Genomic DNA, 24,411 nt, shown 5'->3' with positions numbered 1-24,411 from the left:
CAGGCTAGAACTCCAGGGTCAGCTGGTAACCCTCCATTTTGTCGTGCTGGTAGAGGAGGGAGGAGGCGGTTATACCTAATAACCGGACCGGGTACGCCGGCAACTGAGGCGTGCGCAGCAGGTCGCGTGCGATGGTGAAGATGGCGTCAGCTGACTTGATCTCGCCCAAAAAAGTCTTGCTGCGGGTGGTTTGGTTAAAGTCGAAATACTTGATCTTGACCGTGATGGTCTTAGCCGTGGCCTGCAACCGCTCCATATCGTGTGCTACTTCCTTCGCCAGCCTTTCGAGCTCCGGCAGCATCACTTCCTCCTCGGTCAGATCCACTTCAAAAGTGCGTTCCGAACCGATGGACTTCCGGATGCGGTGCGGCTGTACCTCCCGGTCGTCCTGCGCCCGGGCAATGCGGTAATAGTAGCGCCCCGTTTTGCCGAAGTGCCGCACCAATTCCTCCTCTGATCGCTCCCGCAGGTCGGCCCCAGTAAGGATGCCCATGCTTTGCAATTTGGCCGCCGTCACTTTCCCGATGCCATAGAATTTCTCGATCGCCAGAGCAGCCACTATTTCCTCTGCTTTGTCAGGCGTGATAAGTGTAAAGCCATTGGGCTTGTTCATGTCCGAGGCGATCTTGGCCAGAAACTTATTAAAAGATACCCCAGCCGAAGCAGTGAGGCCGGTTTCCTCCTGAATTTTGGCTCTGATCTCGTTGGCGATGATCGTAGCGGAAGGCATGCCGATCTTATTTTCGGTCACGTCGAGGTAGGCTTCGTCCAGGGAGAGTGGCTCTACCAGATCGGTATAGGAGTAAAATATCTCTCGTATCTGGCGCGACACGGCGCTGTATACCTCAAAGCGGGGCTTCACAAAGATCAGCTGCGGACAACGCAGCGCCGCGATCTTGGAGGCAAGGGCAGAATGCACGCCATACCTACGGGCCTCGTAACTGGCCGCTGCCACCACACCACGTGCACGCGAACCGCCCACCGCCACGGGTTTGCCGCGCAGCTCCGGGTTATCGCGCTGCTCCACGGAAGCAAAAAAAGCGTCCATGTCGATGTGAATGATCTTGCGGATAGGCGTCTGCATAGGAGCAAAGATACGGAGATTTGGAAGTTAGAAAGGCTGGAAGTTTGGAAGGTAAAAAGTTGGAACGTAGCGGCGTTATACGTAACGTCGTGGTGCTGGTGGAATTTGCGTCTTCCTGTAGGGACAGATCGCAACCTGTACGAATCGTGCACCGGCAATTATATCCCCGGATTGTGCGCAAACAACCTTCAACCATTTAACCAATCAACAATCAACGAACAGCACTCGTTAACCGATAGACAACAATCAGCAATAAACAATTTAAACCATAAAGCTATGAAAGTACTATTTGTTCTGACCTCACACGACCAACTGGGTGACACCGGTAAGAAGACCGGTTTCTGGATAGAGGAGTTTGCCGCGCCCTATTATACCCTGGTCGACGCCGGCGTGCAGGTTGATCTGGTCTCCCCGAAAGGCGGACAGCCGCCAATCGACCCGAAAAGCACGGAGCCCGATGCACAGACGGAGGCGACCAGGCGTTTTTACGAAGACGATGACCTGCAACATAAACTCTCCCGCACCAGGAAGCTTAGCGACGTACATGCTGAGGACTACGATGCCGTATTTTACCCGGGTGGGCACGGACCACTGTGGGACCTGGCAAACGACCGCGATTCCATCCGCCTGATTGAGGAGTTTACGAAGCAGCGGAAACCAGTGGCGGCCGTATGTCACGGTCCGGCCGTACTGGCCGAAGCCAAGGCGCCGAATGGTGAGCCGCTGGTGAAAGGCAAGAAAGTAGCTGGCTTCACCAATACCGAAGAGGAGGCCGTGCAGCTGACGAATATTGTGCCTTTCCTGGTGGAGGACAGGCTGAAGGAACTGGGCGGAGATTACTCTAAAGCGGATGATTGGCAGCCCTATGTGGTGACTGACGGGTTGCTGATCACAGGGCAGAATCCGGCTTCCTCAGAACCAGCGGCAGAAACACTGCTCAAAATGCTTACAAAGGAGAAGGCGTCTTAATCCGCTCATTTCCCGTATACCTTAGCATCAGTGTAGCGTGAAGATCCCACCCAATCCTGTTTTGGAAACGGTGGGATTTTTATGTTAAATAAAGAGGGCCAGTCAATCTATCTGAAACAATCCGATAGGTGTTAGGGTAATTGATGTATATACATTATTTTGCAGTCGATCTAGATTTAACCTTATGCGAAAGATAAAGAAGTTACATAAAGCGGTATACGCACCCATGGATGACCTGGTAACCTACCGGGCTATACCTACGCGCGAAGTGGAGTACATCGACCCCTTCCTTTTCCTGAACCACCACGGTCCGCAGGTATACAAGCCCGGCAACAGGGGACTGCCATTCGGCCCGCACCCGCATCGCGGGTTCGAAACACTGACCTTTATACTCGACGGCGACATCATGCACCAGGATACGGGCGGTGGCAAGGATATCATTGAGGCTGGAGGTGTGCAGTGGATGACAGCCGGTAGCGGCCTGATCCATGCGGAGGTGTCGTCAGATAAATTCAAGCAGGAGGGAGGGCCGCTGGAGATTCTGCAGCTGTGGTTCAACCTACCTGCCCAGCACAAAATGACTGCGCCGAAGTACATTGGTCTTCAGAAAGATAAGATTCCGGTAGTGGAGCTGAATGATGGCAAAGTGCGGGTAAACGTGATTTCCGGCAGTTGGGGGGAGGTGCAGGCGCCCATCCAGAACCTGAGCGACATTCACATGGTGAGCATTGAGATGCATAAGGGCGGAGAGTTCGTCTACAACATCCCATCGGAACGCAACATCTTCTTCTATGTAGTGCGTGGTTCTGTCAAGGTAAACGGCCAGGCGGCTGAAAAGCTGACTTTGGTAGAATTTGACAACGAAGGCAAAGAGGTGAAAGTCGAGGCGACGGAGGACGCTTACATCCTCTTCGGCCATGCTCAGCCGTTCAACGAGCCCGTTGTATCACACGGTCCATTTGTGATGAACACCGAAGAGGAAATTCACCAGGCCTTCCGCGACTACCAAATGGGTAAAATGGGAACCTGGAATTAGTGAGTTTGAGAGTTAGATTGCAGCGACGTTACAATGTAACGTCGTGGTGCGATTAATTTGTCATCTTGAATGCTTCCAGAGATCTGGAATCTCTGGAAGCAATGGCAAGACCTCAGATTTCTCCTAATGGTCGAAATGACAGGGGAAAGCTTAGGTTGACGGCATCGCGAAAGAACTGATGCAATCATACATTCAATTTAACTAGCCACGCCACTATAAAAAAGCTCTCCTTCCCACTCGGGAAGGAGAGCTTTTTTTAATCTATAGCATCCGCTAATTTCTTGGCATCAAACCTTATCTGCCGCGCTTTGGGCCGCCACCTTTTGAAGCATCACCACGTTTGCTTCCGCCTTTCGGTGCTGCGCTTCTGCCGGGCGCTGCTTTAGGTGAGCCTTTAAAGCTACTGCCCCGTGAGCTCTTGCCTGCACTGCCGGCGCCATCTCTGGAAGTACTTGTCCTTTTGAAGCCATCCTTAGATGCGTCTGCTCTTCTGGCACCATCGCTTCCTTTGGTTGATGATCTGGTAGTTGATGATCCCGGTCTGCCTCCTCTTGCCGCACCGTGGCCCGCACCAGTTCTGGCATCCGCACCCGAGGCACCACCTCTGGATGAAGCGCTTCTTGCGCCGCCTCTTGCTCCAGAACGTTCACCTCGTGCCGGTCTGTCATAGCTACTTTCTGAAGTCTTTCGGCTGCTCGCTCCCTTACCGCTAGGTACAAGGCTGGTCAGGCTGTTCACCTCCTGTGGCGTCAAAACGCGCCAGTGACCGGATGGCAGTTTGGCCAGAGAAAACTCACCGAAACGAACACGTTGCAGGTGCACCACCTTATAGCCAAGGCTTTCGCACATGCGCTTCAGGTAGTGATCCGTGCCCGGCTTTAGGGTGATTCGGAATCTTGTCTGATTTTCTTTAGACACAGAATTATTAACGCGCTCTTCTCCGGGTATTGGTTCTCCGCCACCGCTCATTTTGTGCAGGAAATCAGCCGTGATCGTCTTGTCGACCGACACCACATACTCCTTTTCGAACTTATTGTCCGCCCGCTTCACGCCACGTACAAAGTCGCCGTCGTTGCTCAGGAAGATGATGCCTTCCGCTTCACGCTCCAGCATGGCAGTTGGCTCCAGCGTAGCCGGGAAATTGATGGCCCGCACCACATTGTCGCGCACCGCCATATCCGAGGTGGCCGACATGTTGGCCGGTTTGTTGAAGATCAGGTATACGGGCTGTTCCTGTTTCACGCGCAGCATCTCGTCGTCGATGCGCACCTTGTCTTTCGGCGTTACTTTCATGCCGGGGTCGGTCGGTATTTTTCCGTTCACCGTCACACGGCCCTGCTCTATCAGTTCGTCTGCATCGCGACGGGAGCAAAAGCCCGAGTCGCTGATGAATTTATTCAGTCTTTTTGGTTCCATGTTGTTCGTGGCGTTCCTGTTGCAGTAAGTCAGCACCATATTCTACGCCAATCCTGTAAGAAGAAGCAAAATTACGGGAAAATATAGCTTTACCTAAGCTTTGCCTCAACTGAAAGATTTAGCACCGCTCCGAACAAACAAGACTACTCGTTTTCAAGTGCGTAAGATGTCTGCCGCATAGAAATAGTAAAGCCGATCACGCAACCAACCAGTGCCGGCACAATCCAGCCCATACCCAGGCTATACAGCGGCAGGTAACGTGCAAATACGTCACTGATGCCCAACTCAAATCCTGCGGCGCCCAGACCTTCTACCACACTCACGATACCTGTCAGCAGCACCGACCAGGTATAGATCGCATTTCGGTTGCGGAGCAGGGAGCCAAACAGCGTCAGGGTAATCAGGACGATTACGATCGGGTAAATCGCCACCAGCACAGGTATAGAGAAAGAGATGATCTGCGTCAGGCCCACGTTCGAGATCAAGGCGCTCACCAGCGTCAGTCCTAACACATATTGCTTATAAGATACCGAAGGGCGCAGCTTGTTAAAATAGCTGGAGCAGGCCACGATCAGGCCGATGCTGGTGGTGAGGCAGGCAAAGGTGATGGCTACGCTCAGAATCAGGCTGCCGGAGAGTCCGAACTGCAGGCTGGAGATCTGGCTTATGATCAGGCCGCCGTTTTCCAGATGCCCGATCGCCTGAACGCTCGTGGCTCCTGAATAAGCCAGTCCGACATACACCAGGCCAAGACCGGCTGCCGCTATCAGGCCGGCTGTAGTGCAGACTTTAGCGATTTGCTTTGGGCTGTCAACCCCCTTGGAGCGTATGGCATTGATCACAATCAGACCGAACACAAAAGAACCAATGGTGTCCATGGTCAGGTAGCCTTCCTGGAAGCCTTTGAAGAACGGAGCAGCCTCGTATGCTGCCAGCGGAGTTGTGATCTCACCTAGCGGCGAAACAATGTTCTGGAGCAGCAGGGCGGTGAGGATAAGCAGCAGCACTGGGGTGAGAATTTTGCCGATGCGGTCCACGACCTTACCCGGGTTTAAGGCCAGCAGGTACGTAACAGTAAAGAAAACCACAGAATACAGCAGCATACCCCATCCCGATGTTTTTAGTCCCTCTGACAGAAAGGGTGCAATACCGATTTCATAAGATACTGTGCCGGTTCGGGGCACGGCAAACAGCGGCCCGATGGTCAGGTAGATGATAACCGGGAACAACAGCCCAAACAGTGGGTGCACCCTGGCCGAAATGGACTGCACATCTTCATTTTTAGACATGCCTATCGCGATAACACCGAGCAGCGGAAGCCCCACGCCCGTCATCAAAAAGCCGACAATAGCGGGTGTAAGTTCAGTGCCGGCTGCCTGTCCCAGAGACAAAGGAAAAATAAGATTGCCTGCGCCAAAGAAAATGGCAAATAGCATTAAGCCAATGAAAAATGTTTCTTTAAAAGAGAGTGTTCCTGCTTTCACAATATTTTATGCTCAGTGAGAGGATGTATTGAATCTAACTGCAAGTAAATATCCAACTCGTCAAAATCCTACATTTATCTTGTGTTTAGTAAGAAGAGTGGGCTGACTATTATTGTGATCATTAAACACGAAAGAGATCTGAATATTAGCTTATATTGCTAATGCTATATGTGATGGAGCGATATCATCTACATACAGACTTCATCATACTTCTTACACTTCCATGAATAAACCTCTACTACTGCTTTTATTTTGGTTCTTTTCGCTAAACCTGCAGGCTCAGATCCAATGGGGACATCAGGTTGGGTCAACGGGGATGAATGCTGTTGAGAACCACATCGTTGATAAAGACGGCAACATCATTTCAGTGGGACATTATGAGGGAACCATCACCATTGGCAACCATACCCTCACCAGCCTGGAGAATATTGACATGTTTATGTACAAAGCAAACCCAGCGGGGCAGGTGCTTTGGGCGAAAACATTGGGCGGCCCTCAAAATGGGGGCGCCATTGGCGTGGCTACAGATAAGTATGGTAACATCTATGTGGGCGGCGTATTTATAGAGGAACTGCTTATAGATGGCAAAGTTGTATTGAAGGGAGAAGGTGTATTTAACACTTTCATCGGCAAATTTGATACGAACGGTCAGCTACTATGGTCCAAGGGAGTGCTCACCAGGGAGCGCTACGCCTCGGCTACGTTGATGGGCGTCATCACAGCCAGCCCGGAAGGAGAGGTGGTGTTACCGGTACAGTTCTGGGGTACAGTTCAGCTTGAAAACCAGCAGTACAAAAGTCAGAATCCGAGAGGGAATGATCTGCTGCTAGTCAAATTAACTTCAGAAGGCCAGGTATCGTTTGTCAGCCGATCCTTCCACGATGGCAGTGTCTATCCCCGCGAAGTAAAGCTGGATGCGGTTGGGAATGTGTACATGACAGGGGCTTACATCGGTACGTACAAAATAGCAAATCACAGTATCGCGACAGGCCCTGAATCCCATGATGATATTTTCATTGCAAAGTTTGACAAACAGGGGCGCACGCTCTGGCTCAAGGGCTTTAACAATGCTGTCGGCCTGCTGAGTAGTGCCGGAGAGAGTCTGGAAATTGATCCCAAAACTAAAAACATATACCTGGCAGGCTACTTTAAGGGCAGAATTGATTTCGATGGCATTGCGCTCGAAGAAACAGGCATGGTTGAGTTTCCGGGAGTGCCAGCAGATATTTTTCTGGCCAGTCTGACTGAGAACGGTGCTGTGATCTGGGCCAGAAGCTATGCAGGAGAGGGGCATGACCTAGCCAAGGACTTAAAACTGCTGCCCTCCGGAGGACTCGTTCTGGCAGGGGCCTGGGACTTCAAGCCTTTTGTGCAGTATTTTGATGCTGCGGGAAACCCGGGAGAGCGCATTAGCCTGAACGCTGGTGGGGTTGCCGATAATATTACGCTCGCTGCAAACGGTGCCTTCTATATCTCGGGACAGTTTTGGGGACCTCTCAAGGCTGAATACCTTTCCTGGAACGCGAAGGGAGAAATCAATGGTTTTCTGGTGAAGTTTGATCCCTGCAGTGCCAAAAGCGCTCTAGCGGGCAGCGCGTACAAAACCTACAATGTGATCACTCCAAACGGAGACGGCAAAAACGAGTATTTTGTGCTTGACCCTGCATTGGCGGGAGCTAAACTACAGGTATACAGCAGGTGGGGAAGCAAAGTGTACGAAAGCAGTAACTATAATAATGACTGGAGTGGCAATGGCCTTCCCGAAGCTGTGTATCATTGGGTAGCCACACACGACTGCTCCGGCACTCTGAAAGGCACTGTTACCATCATCAGGTGAGCTTTATGAAGCCATCTAAGTAGATAAAGAGAATTGAATTAAACTGGTAATTAATTCTTAGCTATCCTGTTTGCGGAAAATTTATTCTGATGAAGAAGTAGTTGAGTATGTGAGCTTTAATTTTCTCTTTAAACGAGCTGCTATACCTTCGCTGATTTTGTTTGAAACCATTTTTCCCTTGCCAGCCTTATATAAGCAATCACCCGAAGCAATATCCGATTATGCTGGAATATTCCATGTTCGAAAGGCTCCCTTACCGGAGCCAGCGCGAAGCCCTGAAAAAGGAGGGCACACTCATTGCACGCCGTCAGGTGAACGGGTATACAATCTTATTGTACACTTTGGGGCACACATTTGTGGAGGTATGGACGGGCACAGAGGCGGAGGTTGTGAGTACCTTTAAGCAAACAGCCAGTGCCATGGCAGTGCTGGAGCCCTATGCGGATGAAATAGATATCCGGCAGCTGATCAGCACGCTATCCTAGCAAGACATTACTGACAATGAAAATGCAAAACCCCGTCTGTAGTAGGTATACCTACCGCAGACGGGGTTTTTATGTCAGCAAGGGTTACTTACTTTTTAAGAGAATACTGTCGGAGCCATTCCTCTGCTGAATTCTTGTCATCAAATACCTTTGCCGTGAAAGCTTTCAGATTGTTGTAAAAGCTGGCGGCAGTTGATTCAGCAAAGGTTTCCGGAGTAGTGATCATGGCAAAATACTTTAGTCCGGCTCTGGCAGCGCGAGGGCTCCATTCATTGAGCACCCAGCTGAGGGAGTGGTCCCATCCACCGATGATCAGCCGCGTGTCATTCAGCACACAGTTAAAACCTGCCTCGGCCAGCGCTTCGGTGTAAGCTTGAGCACCAGTCTTGATATTCTCTTCTGTTAGATAACCCATCCAGTTCACATGCACCCATTTGTTCTTCGCATTTACCTCTATGGTAAGGTATACGCGGCCAAACGGGTTCTTCAATTCTTTCTTCATTGCTCAAACATAAGCGTCCAACTGCAAATTTATCTTAAAGCGATCAGACTTTTCCAAACTTTACATCCTGCCAAGGCTATTCACAACCAAATACGCCGTCACCAATAGGCGCGCCAGGAGGCAGACTGAGCTGTTTGGTTGGTTTCACTTCCTCTGGTTTCTCCATACGGGCCAGCGCGAAATCCAGATGTGCTTTGTAGCCCGTGTCGCGTGTGCGTTTGGTCTGACTGGTGGCATGCTGCTTAATGTCGGCCAGTGCGCTGGCGGCAACGGCACGTGCCTGGTAAGAGGCATTCTCGTTTTGTGCCAGTGCCATCAGGTGGGTCAGTACGACCTGTTCGGTTTGTAGCTGTACCTGACCGGCCAGTCCACTCTGGCGTCTGCTTTTCCAGGTTTGGTCAATCAACTGACTGGTTACATCCTGCAGACTGAGTGAGTTATGACGGGCTCCGAATTCCACGAGGCGTGAGGCGCGCTCCGGGTGCAGCAGGAAAGAAATTGAGAAGTCAGCAGAGGCCTGCGCTGCGGCCAGTGGATCAAACGTGAGCCCGGTTCTTTTCGCAAAGAGCTCACGATTGTTTCCCAGGCCCGGTGCACGGGGCGGAATCAGGGCGATGACGTTCTCTGGCAGGGTAAGCACTTCCGGCGAAATCGTCTGAAGCATGGCATCGAGGCCCTTTTGCTGCTCTCTTTTGTCAAGCACTTCGGTTACCAGCTGCTTATCGCCACGCAGGGCATAGGTATAGCGCATGCCCCCGATCAGCTTGGCCGCCGCCTCAGTCTGGTAGCGGTGGAAGTTATAAATGGGCACCAGCACATCTTCCAGTGTACTCATAGCCGTACCTGGCTTAATGTTTTTCTCAGAGAAATTCTGCAGTGCTTTTTTGCGAACATCCAGCACCCGCGTCAGCTCATCCGCCGCATTGGTGCCGTTGTCCCACAGGTGAGCAGTCGGGTGGGCACCGCCGGGAGCACGGGCATCCGTGTCAGAGATAAAAGTAAGGCCTCGGGTACGACCCTGTGCCAGCAGCTCGTCCAGAGCTTTCTTCTCGTCAGTTCCCTGCGGGAAGTCCTGGTAGCCATAAGTCACGGCCAGCTTGTCCCACTCGCCTATACCTGTGCCGTAGGCATTGCTGATGTTGATGTTGCCGGCTCTGTCCAGTTGTACCTGCGGGTGCGGATAGTCCATCACCGAGGCATTGTTGTTGGCGTCGTAGTTGTGCATGATGCCCAGGGTATGGCCCAGTTCGTGCGCTGACAATTGCCTGATGCGGGCTAGTGCCATTTCCATCATCGCCTTATTTTCGGGCTTGCCATCTTCATAAGGTGCCAACAGTCCCTCCGCAATCAGATAGTCCTGGCGCACACGCAAAGAGCCCAGCGACACATGTCCTTTGATGATCTCGCCTGTGCGCGGATCCATCACAGAAGCGCCGTAAGACCATCCTCGTGTGCTGCGGTGCACCCACTGGATCATGTTGTAGCGCACATCCATCGGGTCAGCCGTATCGGGCAGCACCTCTGCCCGGAAGGCATCTTTATAACCAGCCGCCTCAAAAGCCTGGTTCCACCAGCGGGCACCGTCCAGCAGAGCAGAGCGGATCGGCTCCGGCGCCCCATTGTCCACGTAGTACACGATCGGCTTAACAGCTTCCGATACCTTGGCAGAAGGGTTCTTTTTCTGCAGACGGTGACGGGCAATGTAGCGCTTCTCGATTTTTTCGTTGACAGGTGTGGCGTAGTCGAAATAGGAGATACCGAAATAACCGGCTCGCGGATCAGCTTCACGCGGTGTGTAGTTATTGTCAGGCAGCTCGATGAAGGAGTGGTGCTGGCGCAGGGTAACGGCTTGCTCATCAGGAGCTACGCTGCGCACAATAAAGCCGCCATTGTCACTGGTGAAAGTAAGGGTCGACTCAAACTCAGTGTTTTTCGGAAAGTTCTTGGTGCGAGGCAGGTATAGCGCCGAGCGACTGGCGTCGAGGCGGTAGGTGCCCTGGTTGGAGCGCCGTATGCTGCCGATCACATCGTGTGCATCGCGCAGCAGAAAGTCAGTGGCATCTACCAGCACCCGCGGCCCATCCGCCGCCTCGGCCTTAAATCCCCAGAGCACCGATTGGGCGAAAGATTCTTCCACGGCGCGGGCTTCGTTCTGATTGTCCGTGATGGCTCTGTAGCGCAGGTTTGGCTGCACGAGCAGCACCTTCGGACCGATCTTTTTAAAGGAAACAATGCGTTGGCCGCCCAGCTGGCCACGATCGAGGCCAATGTCGTTGGAGCCGAGTCCGCCCGGCAGCGAGTTCACATACAGAAAATCCTGCCCGAACTTATCGATCTCCAGCCAGATCTTACCGTTGTTTTCGTCCCAGTAGAAGGTATAGAAACCGGGGAATTTTTTCATCCCCGCAGTTTTGGAACTGATGCTGGGGAGGTGCTGTGCCTGGGCGCTCCCAAAGGCAAGCAGCGGAAGCAGAAGAAGGAGCAGAAGCCCGTTTTTAAGAGTTAATTTCATGGTTTAAGGTATAGAATAAGATAGGGTATGCAGGCTTAAGTTACGCATTTTGAAAATAGAATCCTGAAAATATAGCTTAAACTGAATTGAACGAGAGGCTGCCTTAAATCTGAAAACCTTAAGCGCTCAGGGGAGTACATATTCTCTGAGCGCTCTCAGAGCACGATTTAGAACAAACAAAACCTTTCACTATGAAAAAGATACTGATGGCTATTTCGGCCTTTGCGCTGCTGACAGCCTGCGGCAATGAGCAGAAATCGGAGTACGAACGCTACTACGACAGTGATTACCAGCCTGACACCACGGCAGTAGCTTCTCGTCCGCAACCGCCGCGCCCTGCCACCACACCACCTGCAGGAGGAGCCACGCAGGATGTACAGACCACACCGGCCGGCACGGAGACTGGTCCGGGAGCAACGGAGGGAGCTCCCCAGCAAAAAGAGGCACTGGCCGGGCAGTACGCCAAAGGGGAGAAGCTGATCGCCAGTTCTGACTGCCTTGCCTGCCACAAAGTGGACCAGAAAGTGGTGGGGCCGTCATACCAGGAAGTGGCCGAAAAATACGAATTCAACGACAAAAACGTAGATTATCTATCGAGCAAAATCATCCAGGGCGGATCCGGAGCCTGGGGGCAGATCCCAATGCCGCCGCACCCGAACATGAGCGAAGCCGATGCCAAGGAGATGGCACGTTACATCCTGTCACTTCGCCAATAGCATGATCCTGAAAGCTGTCCTCCGGTACCCGGACAGGTATGGGGACAGCTTTTTTATACCTTAACCACAGCAAGCCAACACGCATGAGCAGAGCCAAAAATTACAGTGAACTGGAAGCGGAACTGGTGCTCGACGCCAAGGCCACGCTTGGGGAGGGAGCCATCTGGCATCCGTCTGAGAAGCGCCTTTACTGGGTGGATATAGAAGGCCGCAAACTGCACCTGTTCGACCCTACCACGGACGAGGACACCGTCTGGCCGGTAGGAGAACGGGTTGGTACGGTGGTACCCCTGGTGAATGGTGGTGCATTGGTTGCCCTGCAGAATGGCGTGCATTTTATCAATACTGAAACCGGCGAACTGACACTGGTTGCCAATCCGCTCGAACAGGATGATATCCGGTTCAATGACGGAAAATGTGATCCGGCTGGCAGGTTTTGGGTAGGCACCATGGCACTTGACTCCCGTGAAGGGGCTGCGGTGCTTTACCGCATGGAGCACGACGGGCAGATGGCGCAAGTGCTGGACGATCTGACTGTTTCAAACGGCCTGGTCTGGACGGCAGACAAAAGTCGCATGTACTTCATTGACACACCCACCCGCCAGGTGCAGTCCTTCTCTTATGACCATGATACAGGCACCATCCGGAAGGAGCGGGACGTGTTTGCAATACCAGAGCATGAAGGAAAGCCAGACGGGATGACCATCGATGAAAAAGGAAGGCTTTGGATCGCGCTCTACGGCGGCGGCGGCGTAGGCTGCTGGGACACGGAAACAGGCGAGTTGCTCCTCAAGGTAAAAGTACCGGCTCCGCATACTACTTCCTGCGCCTTCGGTGGCGAGCGCCTTGACACACTCTATATCACCACCGCCCGCAATGGTTTGGATGATGATCAGTTGCAGCAATATCCGAAGAGCGGCGGTATATTTGCCCTGAAACCAGATGCCAAAGGGGTTCCTGCGAACTTTTTCCTGAGTCGGCTGTAAGATTTAAGCCAATTTCAGGTGCTGTGAATTAGTCCCTGTGCGGTAGAAATTTTCATTGTACAAGGTGCTATACCTAATAGACTATTAATTTAAAAATCTTAACTAAACTATGATTCCAGCTAAAGCTTATGCCGCATTCGATCCTACCAGTCCGCTCGGGCCCTTCAGCCTGGAGCGCCGCGAGGTGGGGGAGCATGACGTGCTGATCGATATCAAATACTGTGGCGTGTGCCACTCGGACCTGCACCAGGTCCGCAACGAATGGGGCGGGGCCATGTACCCGCTGGTACCCGGTCACGAGATCGTGGGGGTAGTGAGCAAGGTAGGATCTGCCGTGAAGAAATTCAAAGAAGGCGATCTGGCCGGTGTCGGCTGTTTTGTCGACTCGTGCCGCGAGTGCCACAGCTGCAAGGAAGGCCTGGAGCAGTACTGCGAAGTGCAGAATGTGGGCACCTACAACAGCTTTGAGCGTGACGGGAAAACCATTACGTATGGCGGCTACTCCAGCCAGATCGTAGTGGACGAGAACTATACCCTGAAGGTGCCGGAGAACCTGGACCTGGCCCGTACAGCGCCGCTGCTTTGCGCCGGTATCACCACCTATTCGCCTATCATGCAGTGGAAGATCGGGGAGGGGCACCGCGTAGGCATCGTAGGCCTCGGGGGACTGGGGCATATGGCCGTGAAGATCGCTGCTGCCAAAGGTGCCGACGTGACGGTGCTGAGTACTTCGCCTAATAAGAAACAGGATGCCCTGGACCTGGGCGCGCACAACTTCGCTGTGACAAAAGACGAGGCGACGCTCAAACAGCTGCGTAACTCGTTTGACTTTATCATTGACACGGTATCGGCTCCGCACGACTACAACCTATACCTGTCTATGCTGAAACGTGACGGCACGATGATCCTGCTGGGAGCGCCACCAGAGCCGTCAACAGTAGCAGGCTTTAGCCTGATCGCCCGCCGCAAGCGCCTGGCTGGCTCTATGATCGGCGGTATACCGGAGACACAGGAAATGCTGGACTTCTGCGCCGAGCACAACATCATGTCCGACATCGAGCTGATCAATATGGAAGACATCAACGAGGCGTATGAACGCATGCTGCGCAGTGATGTGAAGTACCGCTTTGTGATCGATATGGCGAGTTTGCAGTAGGTACTGATGAGCTAGGACGCTCGCGCCATTAAAAAGGCTCTCCTATCTTTGGGAGAGCCTTTTCTAATTTAATCCCTCTAACTCCCGCTGTAGATTCGCTCTTGCCTTTTCTTCAAATGCCTCCTGAAAGACTGGGGTCTTAAAAATATGTTCTTGGGCCAGAAAATGCTGCAACACTTTGCGTCTGCCAGGTTTGAAGATCAGGTCGGGGTAGATGCTATACTCTTTCCGCACCCCCTGGCTATACCTGTCATAGCACTCCTGGTCTGCGCCCAGTATGGCGAGATCCAGGTCGAGTAGCAGGTTGATCAGCTTATGTATATTTGTCTGATGGACCTTGGTGGCGATGATCATTTCTTTCACCTGCAGTATATCAGCCTCAGGTATACCGAGTCTGCGCAGGCGCTCTTCAGCGAGGGCGGCACTTTGCTCTTCATTGTCAGACCGGGTCGCCTTGTACACGATGTCGTGGTAAAAAATGGCGAAGCGTAACATGTCCTGCTGCGGCGACTCCGACTTATACCTGTCGGCCAGCTCCAGCATGTAGGCGAGATGGTCGAGGTTGTGGTAATGCCTGTCCCCAGCGGTATAAGCCTTTTGCAGTTCATGCCACAGCTGCCTGATTAGTGCGTCATCTGAGGTATACCTGCGGCAAAGTGCTTCCCATGTTGATTTCACAGAATCGTTCATCTTTATTACTTACCAGGTCTGAAGCGCACGACGATCCGAACCCGCTGCTCTATTTTATGCCCATCCTGCGTAGCTGATTCCCACTTCGGACCCTGTGCAACAAGGCGCATGGCTTCATCATCGCAAGGCGGACATAGGCTACGGATAACTTCCAGGTTTTCAAGGGAGCCAGTGGTGGTGACAGTTGCCTTAATCACGACACGACCTCTCGTCATCTCTGAGGTATAGCGCAGGTTCTCCTCCATGTACTGACGATAAGCTTTATGGCCTACAGCTGGTTTTGCAGCCACAACAGGAGCTGGATTAGCGGTGTGTTGGCGCGTTACCACTACTTCGCTCAAGGCGCGGTTGTCTACCTGCAGATCCATGGTAATCGGATCCGTACCTGCATACACTCCCTTCTCCCTAGTTTGATAGCCAATGTACCTGAAAACCAGTGTTGCCTTCTCATCCGGCAAGGTCAATACGAAATTTCCCTGTACATCAGTCGCTACGGCTTGGGAAGTGCCTTTCACCACAACCGACACACCGGGCAACGGCGTACCATCCTGATCGATAACTTTGCCCTGCACCTGATTCGGACCGAGCTGCTTGTTGCGCTGTACCTGCACACCCGCTACTCTTGCCTGCAGGGCTTTGGCCACGGAGGTGCTTTCCGGTAGCATTGTGTTGCGCTGCGGAGGTGGCGGTACCGTCACCTCCGCCAGTTGTTTTTCAGGTTGTGCAGTTACAATTCGCTCAGGTATAGATTCTGTCAGATCGGCTACATCAATTTCAACTTCTACCTCTTCAAGGTCATCTATTACAGAAGCTTCTTCCCGAACAGGTGTATTTTTACGTGCCCGAGGTGCAAGGAGCGCTCTGGGTTGTGTGACAGCGGCTAGCTGGCTTGGACGCACTGTGTCGGGCTTGGCATCTGCTAAAGTTTCAGGTATAACCGGCACCTCGGCTTTTTCGCCCAGATCCATTGCCTCCTGAATTGCTCTTTCCTGCCGGGCGGCTATGCCTTGCTGTTCGCTCACCTGTTGGTAGTTGTAGTAGAATACCACAATAGTGGAAAGTAGCACCATGGCCAGAGCAGCAGCTACTTTCCAGTCGGTCAGGTATAGCGGCACAGGTTTGCGCTTCTGGCGGCGGCTTTTGGCAGCGATGTGGCGGTTGATGTCCCGCACATGGCTTACGGTTTGGGCAGCATCAGACACAGCCAGCCCCTCCAGCACATCCGAGCACAGGTCGCAGTCCAACAGGTGGCGCTCCAATTGGTGGTGCAGGGCTTCGGGCAAAGTACCTTCATGGTACTGCTCCAGCAGTTCCACGGAGGGGTGGTCGCCCCGGTCCCATAGTATATGTCGCTTATCTGGCTGCATGGTTTTTCTCCATGATGATTTTCAGGTTTCGCTTTCCGTTCTGGATGTAGCTTTTTACTTTATTCAGATCGCAGCCCGTCAGGGCGCTGATCTCTTTGTAACTCTTCTGCTGCAGGTAAAACAGCTCCACACATTCCCGCTGCTGCGGTGGCAACTCCTTTAAGGCCGCGTGCAAAGCCTGCTCCATTTTCTCAGATTCCTCCGCTTCAGAAGGATGCAGGGGCTCCGTATTTTCCATAACGGGCGGGGTATTATCCGAAAGAGGCACCGATTTTTTGTGCTTGTTGGCCCGCAGCTGCATCAGGCAGAAGTTACGGGTGGTGACATGCAGCCAGCTCTTGAAATTGCTTACCTCGTGCTGCAGCAGTGCTTTCGACACGTGCTCAAACAACTGCATAGTAGCGTCTTTGCTTTCTTCCGGGTCCTGCAGGTATTTCTGGCAGACCAGGTATACCAGCTTGGAGTGGCGCTGAAACAATTCCCCCAGATGCTCCAGATCGCCGGTCTCTTTATAGAGGCGCACCAGCTCCTGATCATCGGGAGGCGGCTTGGCATTGGTGAAAAGCTTGATGAAGAAAGGGAGCATGTGCCGGAATTGAATTTCTAAAGAAAAGAAAAATATTCTGAAAATTTTATGGAAAGCCTGTGGAGGTGTCATCATGTCGGAAACCAAAACATAATAGCCATGAAAAAGAACCTCTTCCTGCTCTTCGCCCTGATGCTGTTCGGGCTGACTGCAAACGCGCAAAGCCGCACCATCACCGGCACCGTAACCGACGCCAACGACGGCAATCCGCTACCCGGTGTAAGCATTACTATTAAGGGCTCCACTAAGGGCGCCGCCACCGACAAGCACGGTAAGTATAGCCTGTCTATACCTGATGATAACGCTACACTCGTATTCCGATTCATTGGCTACATGACACAGGAAATAAAAGTAGGCAAGCGGGAAGTATTGGACGTGAAACTGCAAATCGACGGTCGACAGCTCTGTGAGGTCGTTGTGACAAAACAAAGCGTGGGCAGAGTGCTGGCTGGTAAAGTGGCGGGTGTTTTCCAGGGAAGAAATCTAGCAGAGAGTGAAGTATATGCACCTGCACCTATTTTTGATGCCGCACCGCTGGTACATAGCACCGAGAATTATGACTTCATCAAAGAGAATTCCTTTCTGGACGCTCAGAAGAATCCGCTCTCCACTTTCTCCATCGATGTAGACAATGCCTCCTATAGCAACGTTCGCCGCTTCCTGAATCAGGGCCAGCGTCCCCCTGCTGATGCCGTGCGCATTGAGGAGATGGTGAACTACTTCAACTATGACTACCCACAGCCAACCGGTGATGCGCCCTTTTCAGTGACTACGGAGTTATCCGCCTGCCCCTGGAACAAACAAAACCAACTGCTGCACATCGGTCTGCAGGGCAAGCGTGTTGCTACGGACAAACTGCCGCCTTCCAATCTGGTATTCCTGATCGACGTATCCGGGTCCATGTACTCGCCTGATAAGCTCCCGCTCGTAAAAGCCGGTCTGAAGCTGCTGGTGGAGGAGCTCCGTCCGCAGGATCAGGTGTCGATGGTGGTCTATGCCGGTGCGGCGGGACTGGTACTGCCTTCCACATCCGGGAAAGAGAAGAAAAAGATCATCGCAGCTTTGGATAAGCTCGAAGCAGGTGGTTCAACTGCCGGTGGCGCAGGTATAAACCTGGCCTACAAAGTAGCCGAGGAGAATTTCGTGAAAGGTGGAAATAACCGGGTTATTCTGGCATCAGATGGTGACTTCAATGTAGGCGTAAGCAGCGACAGCGAACTGCAGCGCCTGATCGAGAAGAAACGTGAAACCGGTGTGTTCCTCACCGTGCTGGGCTTCGGCACTGGCAACCTGAAAGACTCCCGTATGGAGCAATTGGCCAACAAAGGAAATGGCAACTATGCTTACATCGATAACATTCGGGAAGCGCAGAAAGTGTTCGTAAACGAGTTCGGTGGCACCCTCTTCACCATTGCCAAAGACGTGAAACTGCAGCTGGAGTTCAACCCTGCCAAAGTAAAAGCCTACCGCCTGATCGGCTACGAAAACCGCGCATTGGCCAACGAAGAATTCAACGATGATAAGAAAGATGCCGGCGATATGGGCTCCGGCCACACCGTCACCGCCCTCTACGAGATCATACCAGTAGGGGCTTCATCCGAAACACAAGCGGGACTTGTGGATGAACTGAAATACCAGAAAACAACTGTCGATCCGAAAGCCAAAAGAACTGACGAAATGCTCACCATGAAGCTGCGTTACAAAGAGCCGAATGGTGTGACCAGCAGACTAATAACTACAACGGTGAGTAGTCAGGCTATACCTGCCGCGCAAACCTCAGATAATTTCCGCTTTTCAGCCGCCGTGGCTGCCTGCGGCATGCTCCTCCGTGACTCGGAGCACAAAGGCAACGCCTCGTACCCGATGGTGCTGGAGCTAGCGAAGAATGCCCGTGGCAAGGATGAAGAGGGGTACCGGGTTGAGTTTGTCAATCTGGTGAAGTCGATGGGCTTGTTGAGTGAGAGGTAATTGGTTCTTCTTTTGCTGAAGAGTAGGAAGAAGTAATTGCTTCTTCCTACTTTTTTAATTGTGGTTGGCATACCGTTGATGCCGCGAGCGTCCAAGCTCGTGATTACTATCGATAGGCCTTTGGCCGCTTAGGCATGCTCGTGGAGCAACTGCTGTTGCATTTATAGCATGCTGTTTTGCTTTGTAGCTTGCCCTGGCCGGGTGGGCCTTACTTTTTGTCTTGACACAAAAAGTAAGCAAAAAAGTCAAGACGCTCCAAATCGAGGGCCCCTACCCCCACTCGCTGAACGCTCAAACAGTGGAGCGCCAAAGGGTGCACCTGGCCAATGCGATCTGTTTTATAGCTTCAGGGGCAAGTTACCTTTTCAATGCGTGCTAGCGGTTTGTACTACAACGTTTATACCTAGAAGGTGGCAATAGCAGAAGCCCCCCTACTTGGATAAGGAGGGGCAGGGTGGATTGACCCGATATTGCTAAAGATTTGCAATAGCTACGGCGCTATACCTGTAGAATGGCAATAGCTAATTCCCCTCTGGTGGGCAGCGGCCATCGACTAAGAAGAGGGACAGGAGGATGACAATCGTACACTCCGACATTATCAATTCTGAAAATCTTTCTAAATCCTGTAAATCCTTGGGGTAGGGGTCCTATATAAAGATTCAGACAAACTTCCGCACCACCCACGTCGTCATGGCGCGTTCCTGCTCCACCAGCACCGTCTTCAAAGGTTCCATACGCTCAGCTCCTAAACCCTTTTCCAACGCTACAATCATCCCTTCATCCGCCAAAAACCAAACCGGCCCGTGCGACATCCGGTAATACCTCCCCTCCACCTGCTGCAGTTTGTTTTCCAGCCCTATCGTGGTGCTGAAGCGGGCGAAGAGCATACCGCCCGGTTTGAGCACTCGCCACAACTCCCGTACAATGCCCTTGAAATGTTCCTCGCTTCGGGCGAAATGTAATACAGCACTGCAGAGTACTACATCAAATTGTGCATCGGCAAACGGCAGCTCATCCAGATCAGCGACCACAAAATTTCTGGCAGGCAGAGTAGGAGCCAACTCAGATGCTAGCTGACGCGTTTTTTCAATTGCTTCCACCGAAATATCTGCACCGTATACCTGTACGCCGGCCTGCATCAGGTAGGCAATATTTCGTCCGGTACCACAGCCGGCATCCAACAATCGCATACCTTTCTGGATGCGGCCTTTCAGCAATTGATCGAAGAGGTAGATATCGATGTCGCCGAACTGGGCGCGGAGGGAAGTGAGCGGGATGTGAAACATAGCTACTGTTGTTCAGACAATGGTGATACAATGCGTACGAGGCTGAAATTAAGCATGATTTTTCTATCCTTTTTGCTCTTTTTTTAAGAATATTGAACAGCAATAATCGACTATAGCCCCTATGAATAACGCAACTGCAACCGAAACTGTGAAACGCTCTGGCCTGTCTGTGAGCGAGTTTATCCAAAAATACGCTAACCATCCAACTTACATCCCGCCGACCGGACCTGAACTGAATGCCAAAAACTGGCAATGTGAGGCGGCCCTGCGCATGTTCCTTAACAACCTTACCGACGAAGTGGCCGAGGACCCGAGCCGGCTGGTGGTATACGGCGGCATCGGGCAGGCGGCCCGCACTGTGGCCGATGCGCAGAAGATTATCGAGGTGCTGTTGACGTTGGAAGAAGACGAAAGTTTGCTGGTTCAGTCCGGTAAGCCTGTGGGCAAGGTACGCACGCATGCTGAGGCGCCGCGTGTGCTGATCGCCAACTCCAACCTGGTGCCGCACTGGGCGACCTGGGAGCACTTCAACGAGCTGCGTGCCCGAGGCCTGATGATGTACGGACAGATGACGGCCGGTAGCTGGATCTACATTGGTACGCAGGGCATCTTACAAGGCACTTACGAGACCTTTGCAGCTTGCGGCAGAATACACTTTAACGACGACCTGCGCCACAAACTGCTCGTAACGGGCGGTCTGGGCGGCATGGGCGGGGCGCAGCCGCTGGCCGCAACTATTGCGGGTGCAACCTTTCTGGGTGTGGATGTGGATCCGGAGCGCATCAAAAAGCGTCATGAGACCCGTTACATCGACAAAATGACTCACGACTACGAAGAGGCGAAGCGCTGGGCACTGGAAGCCAAGGAAAAAGGCGAGGCTATCTCCATCGGGCTGGTAGGCGACATCGGTGATGTGCTCGAGAAACTGATTCAGGATAATATCACCCCGGAAATCCTGACTGACCAAACTTCGGCCCACGATCCGATCAACGGCTACGTGCCGAACGGATTGACGCTGGAGGAAGCCAAGTCACTGCGAGAAAGCGATCCGCAGGAGTACAAAGCCCGCTCGCTCAGGAGCATGGCCCGCCACGTGGGCTTTATGCTGGAGCTGCAACGCCGCGGCAGCCGCACATTTGACTATGGCAACAACCTGCGTGAGTTCGCGCAGCAGGGCGGCGAGCCGAACGCCTTCAAAATACCAGGTTTTGTGCCGGAGTACATGCGTCCGCTCTTCTGCGAAGGCAAAGGTCCTTTCCGCTGGGCGGCTCTCTCCGGTGATCCGGAAGATATCCGCGTGACCGACGAGGCATTGAAGCAACTCTTCCCGGAGAACACGCACATGATCAAGTGGCTAAACGAAGCAGAAGAAAAAGTGGCTTTCCAGGGACTGCCTTGCCGCATCTGCTGGCTGGGTATGGGCGAGCGCGAGAAGGCTGGCCTTATGTTCAACCAGTTGGTGCGCGATGGCAAAGTAAAAGCCCCGATCGTCATCGGCCGCGACCACCTCGACTGCGGCTCCGTGGCCTCACCATACCGCGAAACAGAAGGTATGCTGGATGGATCAGACGCTGTATCAGATTGGCCACTGCTCAACCTGATGTCCAACACGGCGGGCGGTGCTACCTGGGTATCGTTCCACCATGGAGGCGGTGTAGGTATAGGCTACTCGCAGCATGCGGGTATGGTGATCCTGGCAGACGGTACCGAGCGTGCCGACCGCTGCCTGAGCCGTGTGCTGCACAACGACCCGGCCATGGGCATTTTCCGACACGCCGACGCCGGTTACGAAACGGCTCAGGCAAATGCGGAGAAGTTTGGGTTGAAACTATAAGCTACTGTTGTTCAGATTCAAATGGCTATACCGTCTTTTAGATTGCTAGTGAGAAATCTGGAGAACGTGTGCACGAGATCCGGATTTCTCCTGACTGCACGTGCGCCTTTCGACTTTCGTCTCGGGCGTGTTTGAGATGACAGTCACTCTGAATAGCCGTTTACCCATAAACAGCAATCCATAAAACTATGAAAGTAGAAACTTCACATATTTTAATCGGCCCATTTAGCCAGGTACTCACGATGGCTGATTTGCCGGAGTCGGGCCCCATCGCTGACGAACAGCTGCAGGTGCTGGAAAATGCCGGCGTACTGGTGTACGAGGGGCAGATCACACAAGTAGGCCATTACGACAAGCTGCTGCAAATTGCTGCTGACAAGAAGTACCTGCTGCACAAAATTGACCAGCCCATGGTGCTGTTGCCGGGTCTGATCGACTCCCATACCCATATTTGCTTTGCAGGTTCAAGAGCAAACGACTATGCCATGCGGGTGGCCGGAAAATCATACCTGGAGATCGCCCGCAGCGGAGGCGGTATACTCGACAGCGTGCGCAGAACCCGTGAGGCCACCGTGGTGGAGCTGGTGGACTTGCTCAGGAAGCGCTGCGACCGCCACCTGCACGAGGGGGTGACGACCTGCGAAGTTAAAAGCGGGTATGGCCTGACCACAGAAGAAGAACTAAAAATGCTGGAGGCAATTCAGCTGGTTAACAAGCACCATGCGCTGGAGCTTGTACCTACCTGTCTGGCCGCCCACATGCGTCCGCCGGAGCACACCGACTCGCGGCTATACCTGCAGGAAGTGGTGACCGAACTTCTGCCGCAGATCAAAGAGCAGGGCTTGGCGAACCGGGTGGATATTTTTATCGAGGATACCGCCTTCAACGAAGAGGATTCGCTGGAGTACCTGCTGGCAGCGAAGGACATGGGCTTTGATATTACCGTGCATGCTGACCAGTTCAGCACGGGAGGTAGCAGGATTGCCGCCGAAGTCGGAGCCCTGAGCGCTGACCATCTTGAAGCTAGTGGAGAGGAGGAAATAGGACTGATGCGAGCCGCTGGCGTGGTAGCCACGGTACTGCCCGGCGCATCTTTAGGCTTAGGTATGCACTACGCTCCGGCCCGCAAAATGCTCGACGGCGGTCTTTGTGTGGCTATCGCGACTGACTGGAATCCGGGTTCTGCGCCGATGGGTGACTTGTTGTTGCAGGCTGCACTGATCGGAGCCGCTGAGAAACTGACCTGTGCCGAAACGCTGGCTGGCATCACCGTTCGCGCCGCAAAAGCCCTGAACCTGTCTGACCGTGGCACCCTTGAGAAAGGCAAGCTAGCCGACATGATCGCCTTCCCGACTGATAATTACAGAGAAATCCTCTACCTGCAAGGCAAACTGAAGCCAACGCAGGTATGGAAGCGGGGGCGGGAGATGTAGCGGCTGTTTATGTTACAAGTGTGTAACAATCACTCCCCGAACAACAATCAACGATTTAACCATCAGCAATTAAATACATGTACAAACCCACAGCACCCGGCACCTGGAAAGGCAGAGTAGACGCTACTGACGGAGCGGAAGGCAAGCGCTGGCACCAGGGAATAGAGCTCCTCAACCTGACCGAGGAAACAGCTTCTGCCAATGCAGATCAGGCAATCGCTTTCCTGGGCTTTTGCTGCGACGAAGGAGTTCGGCGCAACCAGGGCAGGGAAGGGGCGGTGCAGGGACCGGTGGCGCTTCGGCAGGCCATGGCTTCCTTTGCATGGCATCTGGAAGATGATACTGCCCTGTTTGATGCAGGTGATGTGTACTGCACCAACCAGAACCTGGAGGAGGCGCAGAAACAGCTGGGCAAAAAGGTACACGCCCTGCTTGCCCATACCTACAAGACCATTGTACTGGGCGGTGGACACGAAACAGCCTATGGACATTATTTGGGTATAAAACAGTTACTGCCGCAGGATAAACAGCTTGGTATTATTAACTTCGACGCTCACTTCGACCTGCGCAGCTATGAAAAGCAGTCCAGCTCGGGCTCTCCTTTTCTGCAGATAGCTGACGACCTGCTGGCCGATAACCGGGAGTTCAATTACCTGTGTCTCGGTATACAGCAGTACGGCAATACCCAAAAGCTCTTCAGCACGGCCAAAGACTATGGCGCTGATTACGTGTTTGCACCCGCCATGCAGGTATACAATTACGAGCAGCTACGGGAGAAACTACAGCAGTTTATAGGCATGGTGGATGTGCTCTACGTCAGCATTGATCTGGATGTGTTTGCGGCGGCTTATGCGCCGGGCGTGAGTGCACCTGCTGCGCTGGGTATTCACCCGGAAATTGCGCTGATTTTGCTGCAGGAGATCATCGGCAGCGGCAAAATGCTGGCCTTGGATGTAGTGGAGCTGAATCCGGCACTGGATATCGATAACCGAACGGCAAAACTGGGCGCTTCGCTGCTATACCATGTGGTACAGCAATGGAGTCAGATATAATTGAGTTGAGGA

The 24,411-nt window shown here is 52.9% G+C and carries 20 protein-coding genes; 11 read left to right on the top strand and 9 right to left on the bottom strand.

The features are described 5' to 3' along the window. Positions 1 to 4: 4 nt before the first annotated feature. A complete protein-coding gene (gene dinB / locus AC5FXQ_RS06185; RefSeq protein ID WP_493601621.1) occupies positions 5 to 1,084 on the bottom strand; it encodes a DNA polymerase IV in 1,080 nt (359 codons plus the stop codon). A 276-nt stretch (positions 1,085 to 1,360) separates the two neighbouring features. Here dinB and AC5FXQ_RS06180 point away from each other — a divergent pair, with 276 nt between their 5' ends. Further along, entirely contained in the window at positions 1,361 to 2,053 is a 693-nt protein-coding gene (locus tag AC5FXQ_RS06180) for a type 1 glutamine amidotransferase domain-containing protein (RefSeq protein WP_493601620.1), read from the top strand. A gap of 184 nt (positions 2,054 to 2,237) precedes the next feature. After that, positions 2,238 to 3,089 carry a pirin family protein gene (locus AC5FXQ_RS06175; RefSeq protein ID WP_493601619.1) on the top strand — a complete coding sequence of 284 codons (852 nt, stop codon included), beginning with the start codon at positions 2,238 to 2,240 and terminating at the stop codon, positions 3,087 to 3,089. 294 nt (positions 3,090 to 3,383) lie between these two features. Here AC5FXQ_RS06175 and AC5FXQ_RS06170 read toward each other — a convergent pair whose 3' ends face one another. Together AC5FXQ_RS06170 and brnQ are read right to left on the bottom strand one after the other, a co-directional pair. Then, a complete protein-coding gene (locus AC5FXQ_RS06170) occupies positions 3,384 to 4,505 on the bottom strand; it encodes a pseudouridine synthase (protein ID WP_493601618.1) in 1,122 nt (373 codons plus the stop codon). Between the two features lie 143 nt (positions 4,506 to 4,648). Then, a complete protein-coding gene (gene brnQ, locus AC5FXQ_RS06165) occupies positions 4,649 to 5,989 on the bottom strand; it encodes a branched-chain amino acid transport system II carrier protein (RefSeq protein WP_493601617.1) in 1,341 nt (446 codons plus the stop codon). A gap of 223 nt (positions 5,990 to 6,212) precedes the next feature. Between brnQ and AC5FXQ_RS06160 the strand changes: the two genes are divergently transcribed. Together AC5FXQ_RS06160 and AC5FXQ_RS06155 are read left to right on the top strand one after the other, a co-directional pair. After that, on the top strand, positions 6,213 to 7,826 hold the full coding sequence (locus AC5FXQ_RS06160; RefSeq protein ID WP_493601616.1) for a T9SS type B sorting domain-containing protein: 1,614 nt from the start codon (positions 6,213 to 6,215) through the stop codon (positions 7,824 to 7,826). A 161-nt stretch (positions 7,827 to 7,987) separates the two neighbouring features. Next, positions 7,988 to 8,311: a hypothetical protein gene (locus AC5FXQ_RS06155; protein WP_493601615.1), complete on the top strand. Its 324-nt coding sequence runs from the start codon at positions 7,988 to 7,990 to the stop codon at positions 8,309 to 8,311. Positions 8,312 to 8,399: 88 nt separating this feature from the next. Here the strand turns inward: AC5FXQ_RS06155 and AC5FXQ_RS06150 are convergent, their stop codons facing one another. Beyond that, entirely contained in the window at positions 8,400 to 8,813 is a 414-nt protein-coding gene (locus AC5FXQ_RS06150; RefSeq protein ID WP_493601614.1) for an STAS/SEC14 domain-containing protein, read from the bottom strand. A 76-nt stretch (positions 8,814 to 8,889) separates the two neighbouring features. Further along, positions 8,890 to 11,325: a zinc-dependent metalloprotease gene (locus tag AC5FXQ_RS06145; RefSeq protein WP_493601613.1), complete on the bottom strand. Its 2,436-nt coding sequence runs from the start codon at positions 11,323 to 11,325 to the stop codon at positions 8,890 to 8,892. Between the two features lie 191 nt (positions 11,326 to 11,516). On the opposite strand from AC5FXQ_RS06145, the gene AC5FXQ_RS06140 reads away from it, so the two are divergent. The 3 genes from AC5FXQ_RS06140 to AC5FXQ_RS06130 all read left to right on the top strand — a co-directional run bounded on the left by AC5FXQ_RS06140 (position 11,517) and on the right by AC5FXQ_RS06130 (position 14,183). Continuing rightward, complete coding sequence (locus AC5FXQ_RS06140) at positions 11,517 to 12,041, top strand: c-type cytochrome (RefSeq protein WP_493601612.1); 525 nt, start codon at positions 11,517 to 11,519, stop codon at positions 12,039 to 12,041. An 83-nt stretch (positions 12,042 to 12,124) separates the two neighbouring features. After that, a complete protein-coding gene (locus tag AC5FXQ_RS06135) occupies positions 12,125 to 13,027 on the top strand; it encodes an SMP-30/gluconolactonase/LRE family protein (RefSeq protein ID WP_493601611.1) in 903 nt (300 codons plus the stop codon). Between the two features lie 109 nt (positions 13,028 to 13,136). Then, positions 13,137 to 14,183, top strand: coding sequence for an NAD(P)-dependent alcohol dehydrogenase (locus AC5FXQ_RS06130; RefSeq protein ID WP_493601610.1), 1,047 nt, complete (start codon positions 13,137 to 13,139; stop codon positions 14,181 to 14,183). A 63-nt stretch (positions 14,184 to 14,246) separates the two neighbouring features. On the opposite strand, the gene AC5FXQ_RS06125 is transcribed toward AC5FXQ_RS06130, so the two are convergent. From AC5FXQ_RS06125 to AC5FXQ_RS06115, 3 genes are read right to left on the bottom strand one after another with little or no spacing between them, the layout of a single operon-like run. Further along, positions 14,247 to 14,873 carry an HD domain-containing protein gene (locus tag AC5FXQ_RS06125; protein ID WP_493601609.1) on the bottom strand — a complete coding sequence of 209 codons (627 nt, stop codon included), beginning with the start codon at positions 14,871 to 14,873 and terminating at the stop codon, positions 14,247 to 14,249. Between the two features lie 5 nt (positions 14,874 to 14,878). Further along, positions 14,879 to 16,240 carry a carboxypeptidase-like regulatory domain-containing protein gene (locus tag AC5FXQ_RS06120; protein ID WP_493601608.1) on the bottom strand — a complete coding sequence of 454 codons (1,362 nt, stop codon included), beginning with the start codon at positions 16,238 to 16,240 and terminating at the stop codon, positions 14,879 to 14,881. Next, positions 16,227 to 16,826 carry an RNA polymerase sigma factor gene (locus AC5FXQ_RS06115; protein ID WP_493601607.1) on the bottom strand — a complete coding sequence of 200 codons (600 nt, stop codon included), beginning with the start codon at positions 16,824 to 16,826 and terminating at the stop codon, positions 16,227 to 16,229. Before AC5FXQ_RS06115 ends, AC5FXQ_RS06120 begins: the two co-directional genes overlap by 14 nt. Positions 16,827 to 16,925: 99 nt before the next feature. On the opposite strand from AC5FXQ_RS06115, the gene AC5FXQ_RS06110 reads away from it, so the two are divergent. Further along, positions 16,926 to 18,794, top strand: a complete 1,869-nt coding sequence (locus AC5FXQ_RS06110; protein ID WP_493601606.1) for a vWA domain-containing protein — start codon at positions 16,926 to 16,928, stop codon at positions 18,792 to 18,794. Positions 18,795 to 19,453: 659 nt separating this feature from the next. Here the strand turns inward: AC5FXQ_RS06110 and AC5FXQ_RS06105 are convergent. Continuing rightward, entirely contained in the window at positions 19,454 to 20,080 is a 627-nt protein-coding gene (locus AC5FXQ_RS06105; RefSeq protein WP_493601605.1) for a class I SAM-dependent methyltransferase, read from the bottom strand. A 121-nt stretch (positions 20,081 to 20,201) separates the two neighbouring features. Here AC5FXQ_RS06105 and hutU point away from each other — a divergent pair, with 121 nt between their 5' ends. The 3 genes from hutU to hutG all read left to right on the top strand — a co-directional run bounded on the left by hutU (position 20,202) and on the right by hutG (position 24,399). Beyond that, positions 20,202 to 21,914, top strand: coding sequence for a urocanate hydratase (gene hutU / locus AC5FXQ_RS06100; RefSeq protein WP_493601604.1), 1,713 nt, complete (start codon positions 20,202 to 20,204; stop codon positions 21,912 to 21,914). Between the two features lie 188 nt (positions 21,915 to 22,102). Beyond that, positions 22,103 to 23,347 (top strand): imidazolonepropionase, encoded by a 1,245-nt coding sequence (hutI, locus tag AC5FXQ_RS06095; RefSeq protein ID WP_493601603.1) that lies wholly within the window; start codon positions 22,103 to 22,105, stop codon positions 23,345 to 23,347. Positions 23,348 to 23,424: 77 nt separating this feature from the next. Then, positions 23,425 to 24,399 (top strand): formimidoylglutamase, encoded by a 975-nt coding sequence (hutG, locus tag AC5FXQ_RS06090; protein WP_493601602.1) that lies wholly within the window; start codon positions 23,425 to 23,427, stop codon positions 24,397 to 24,399. Positions 24,400 to 24,411: the final 12 nt, after the last annotated feature.

It is taken from the genome of Pontibacter sp. LHS1, from assembly GCF_058932855.1.
This window is presented reverse-complemented; position numbering and strand designations above follow the sequence as displayed.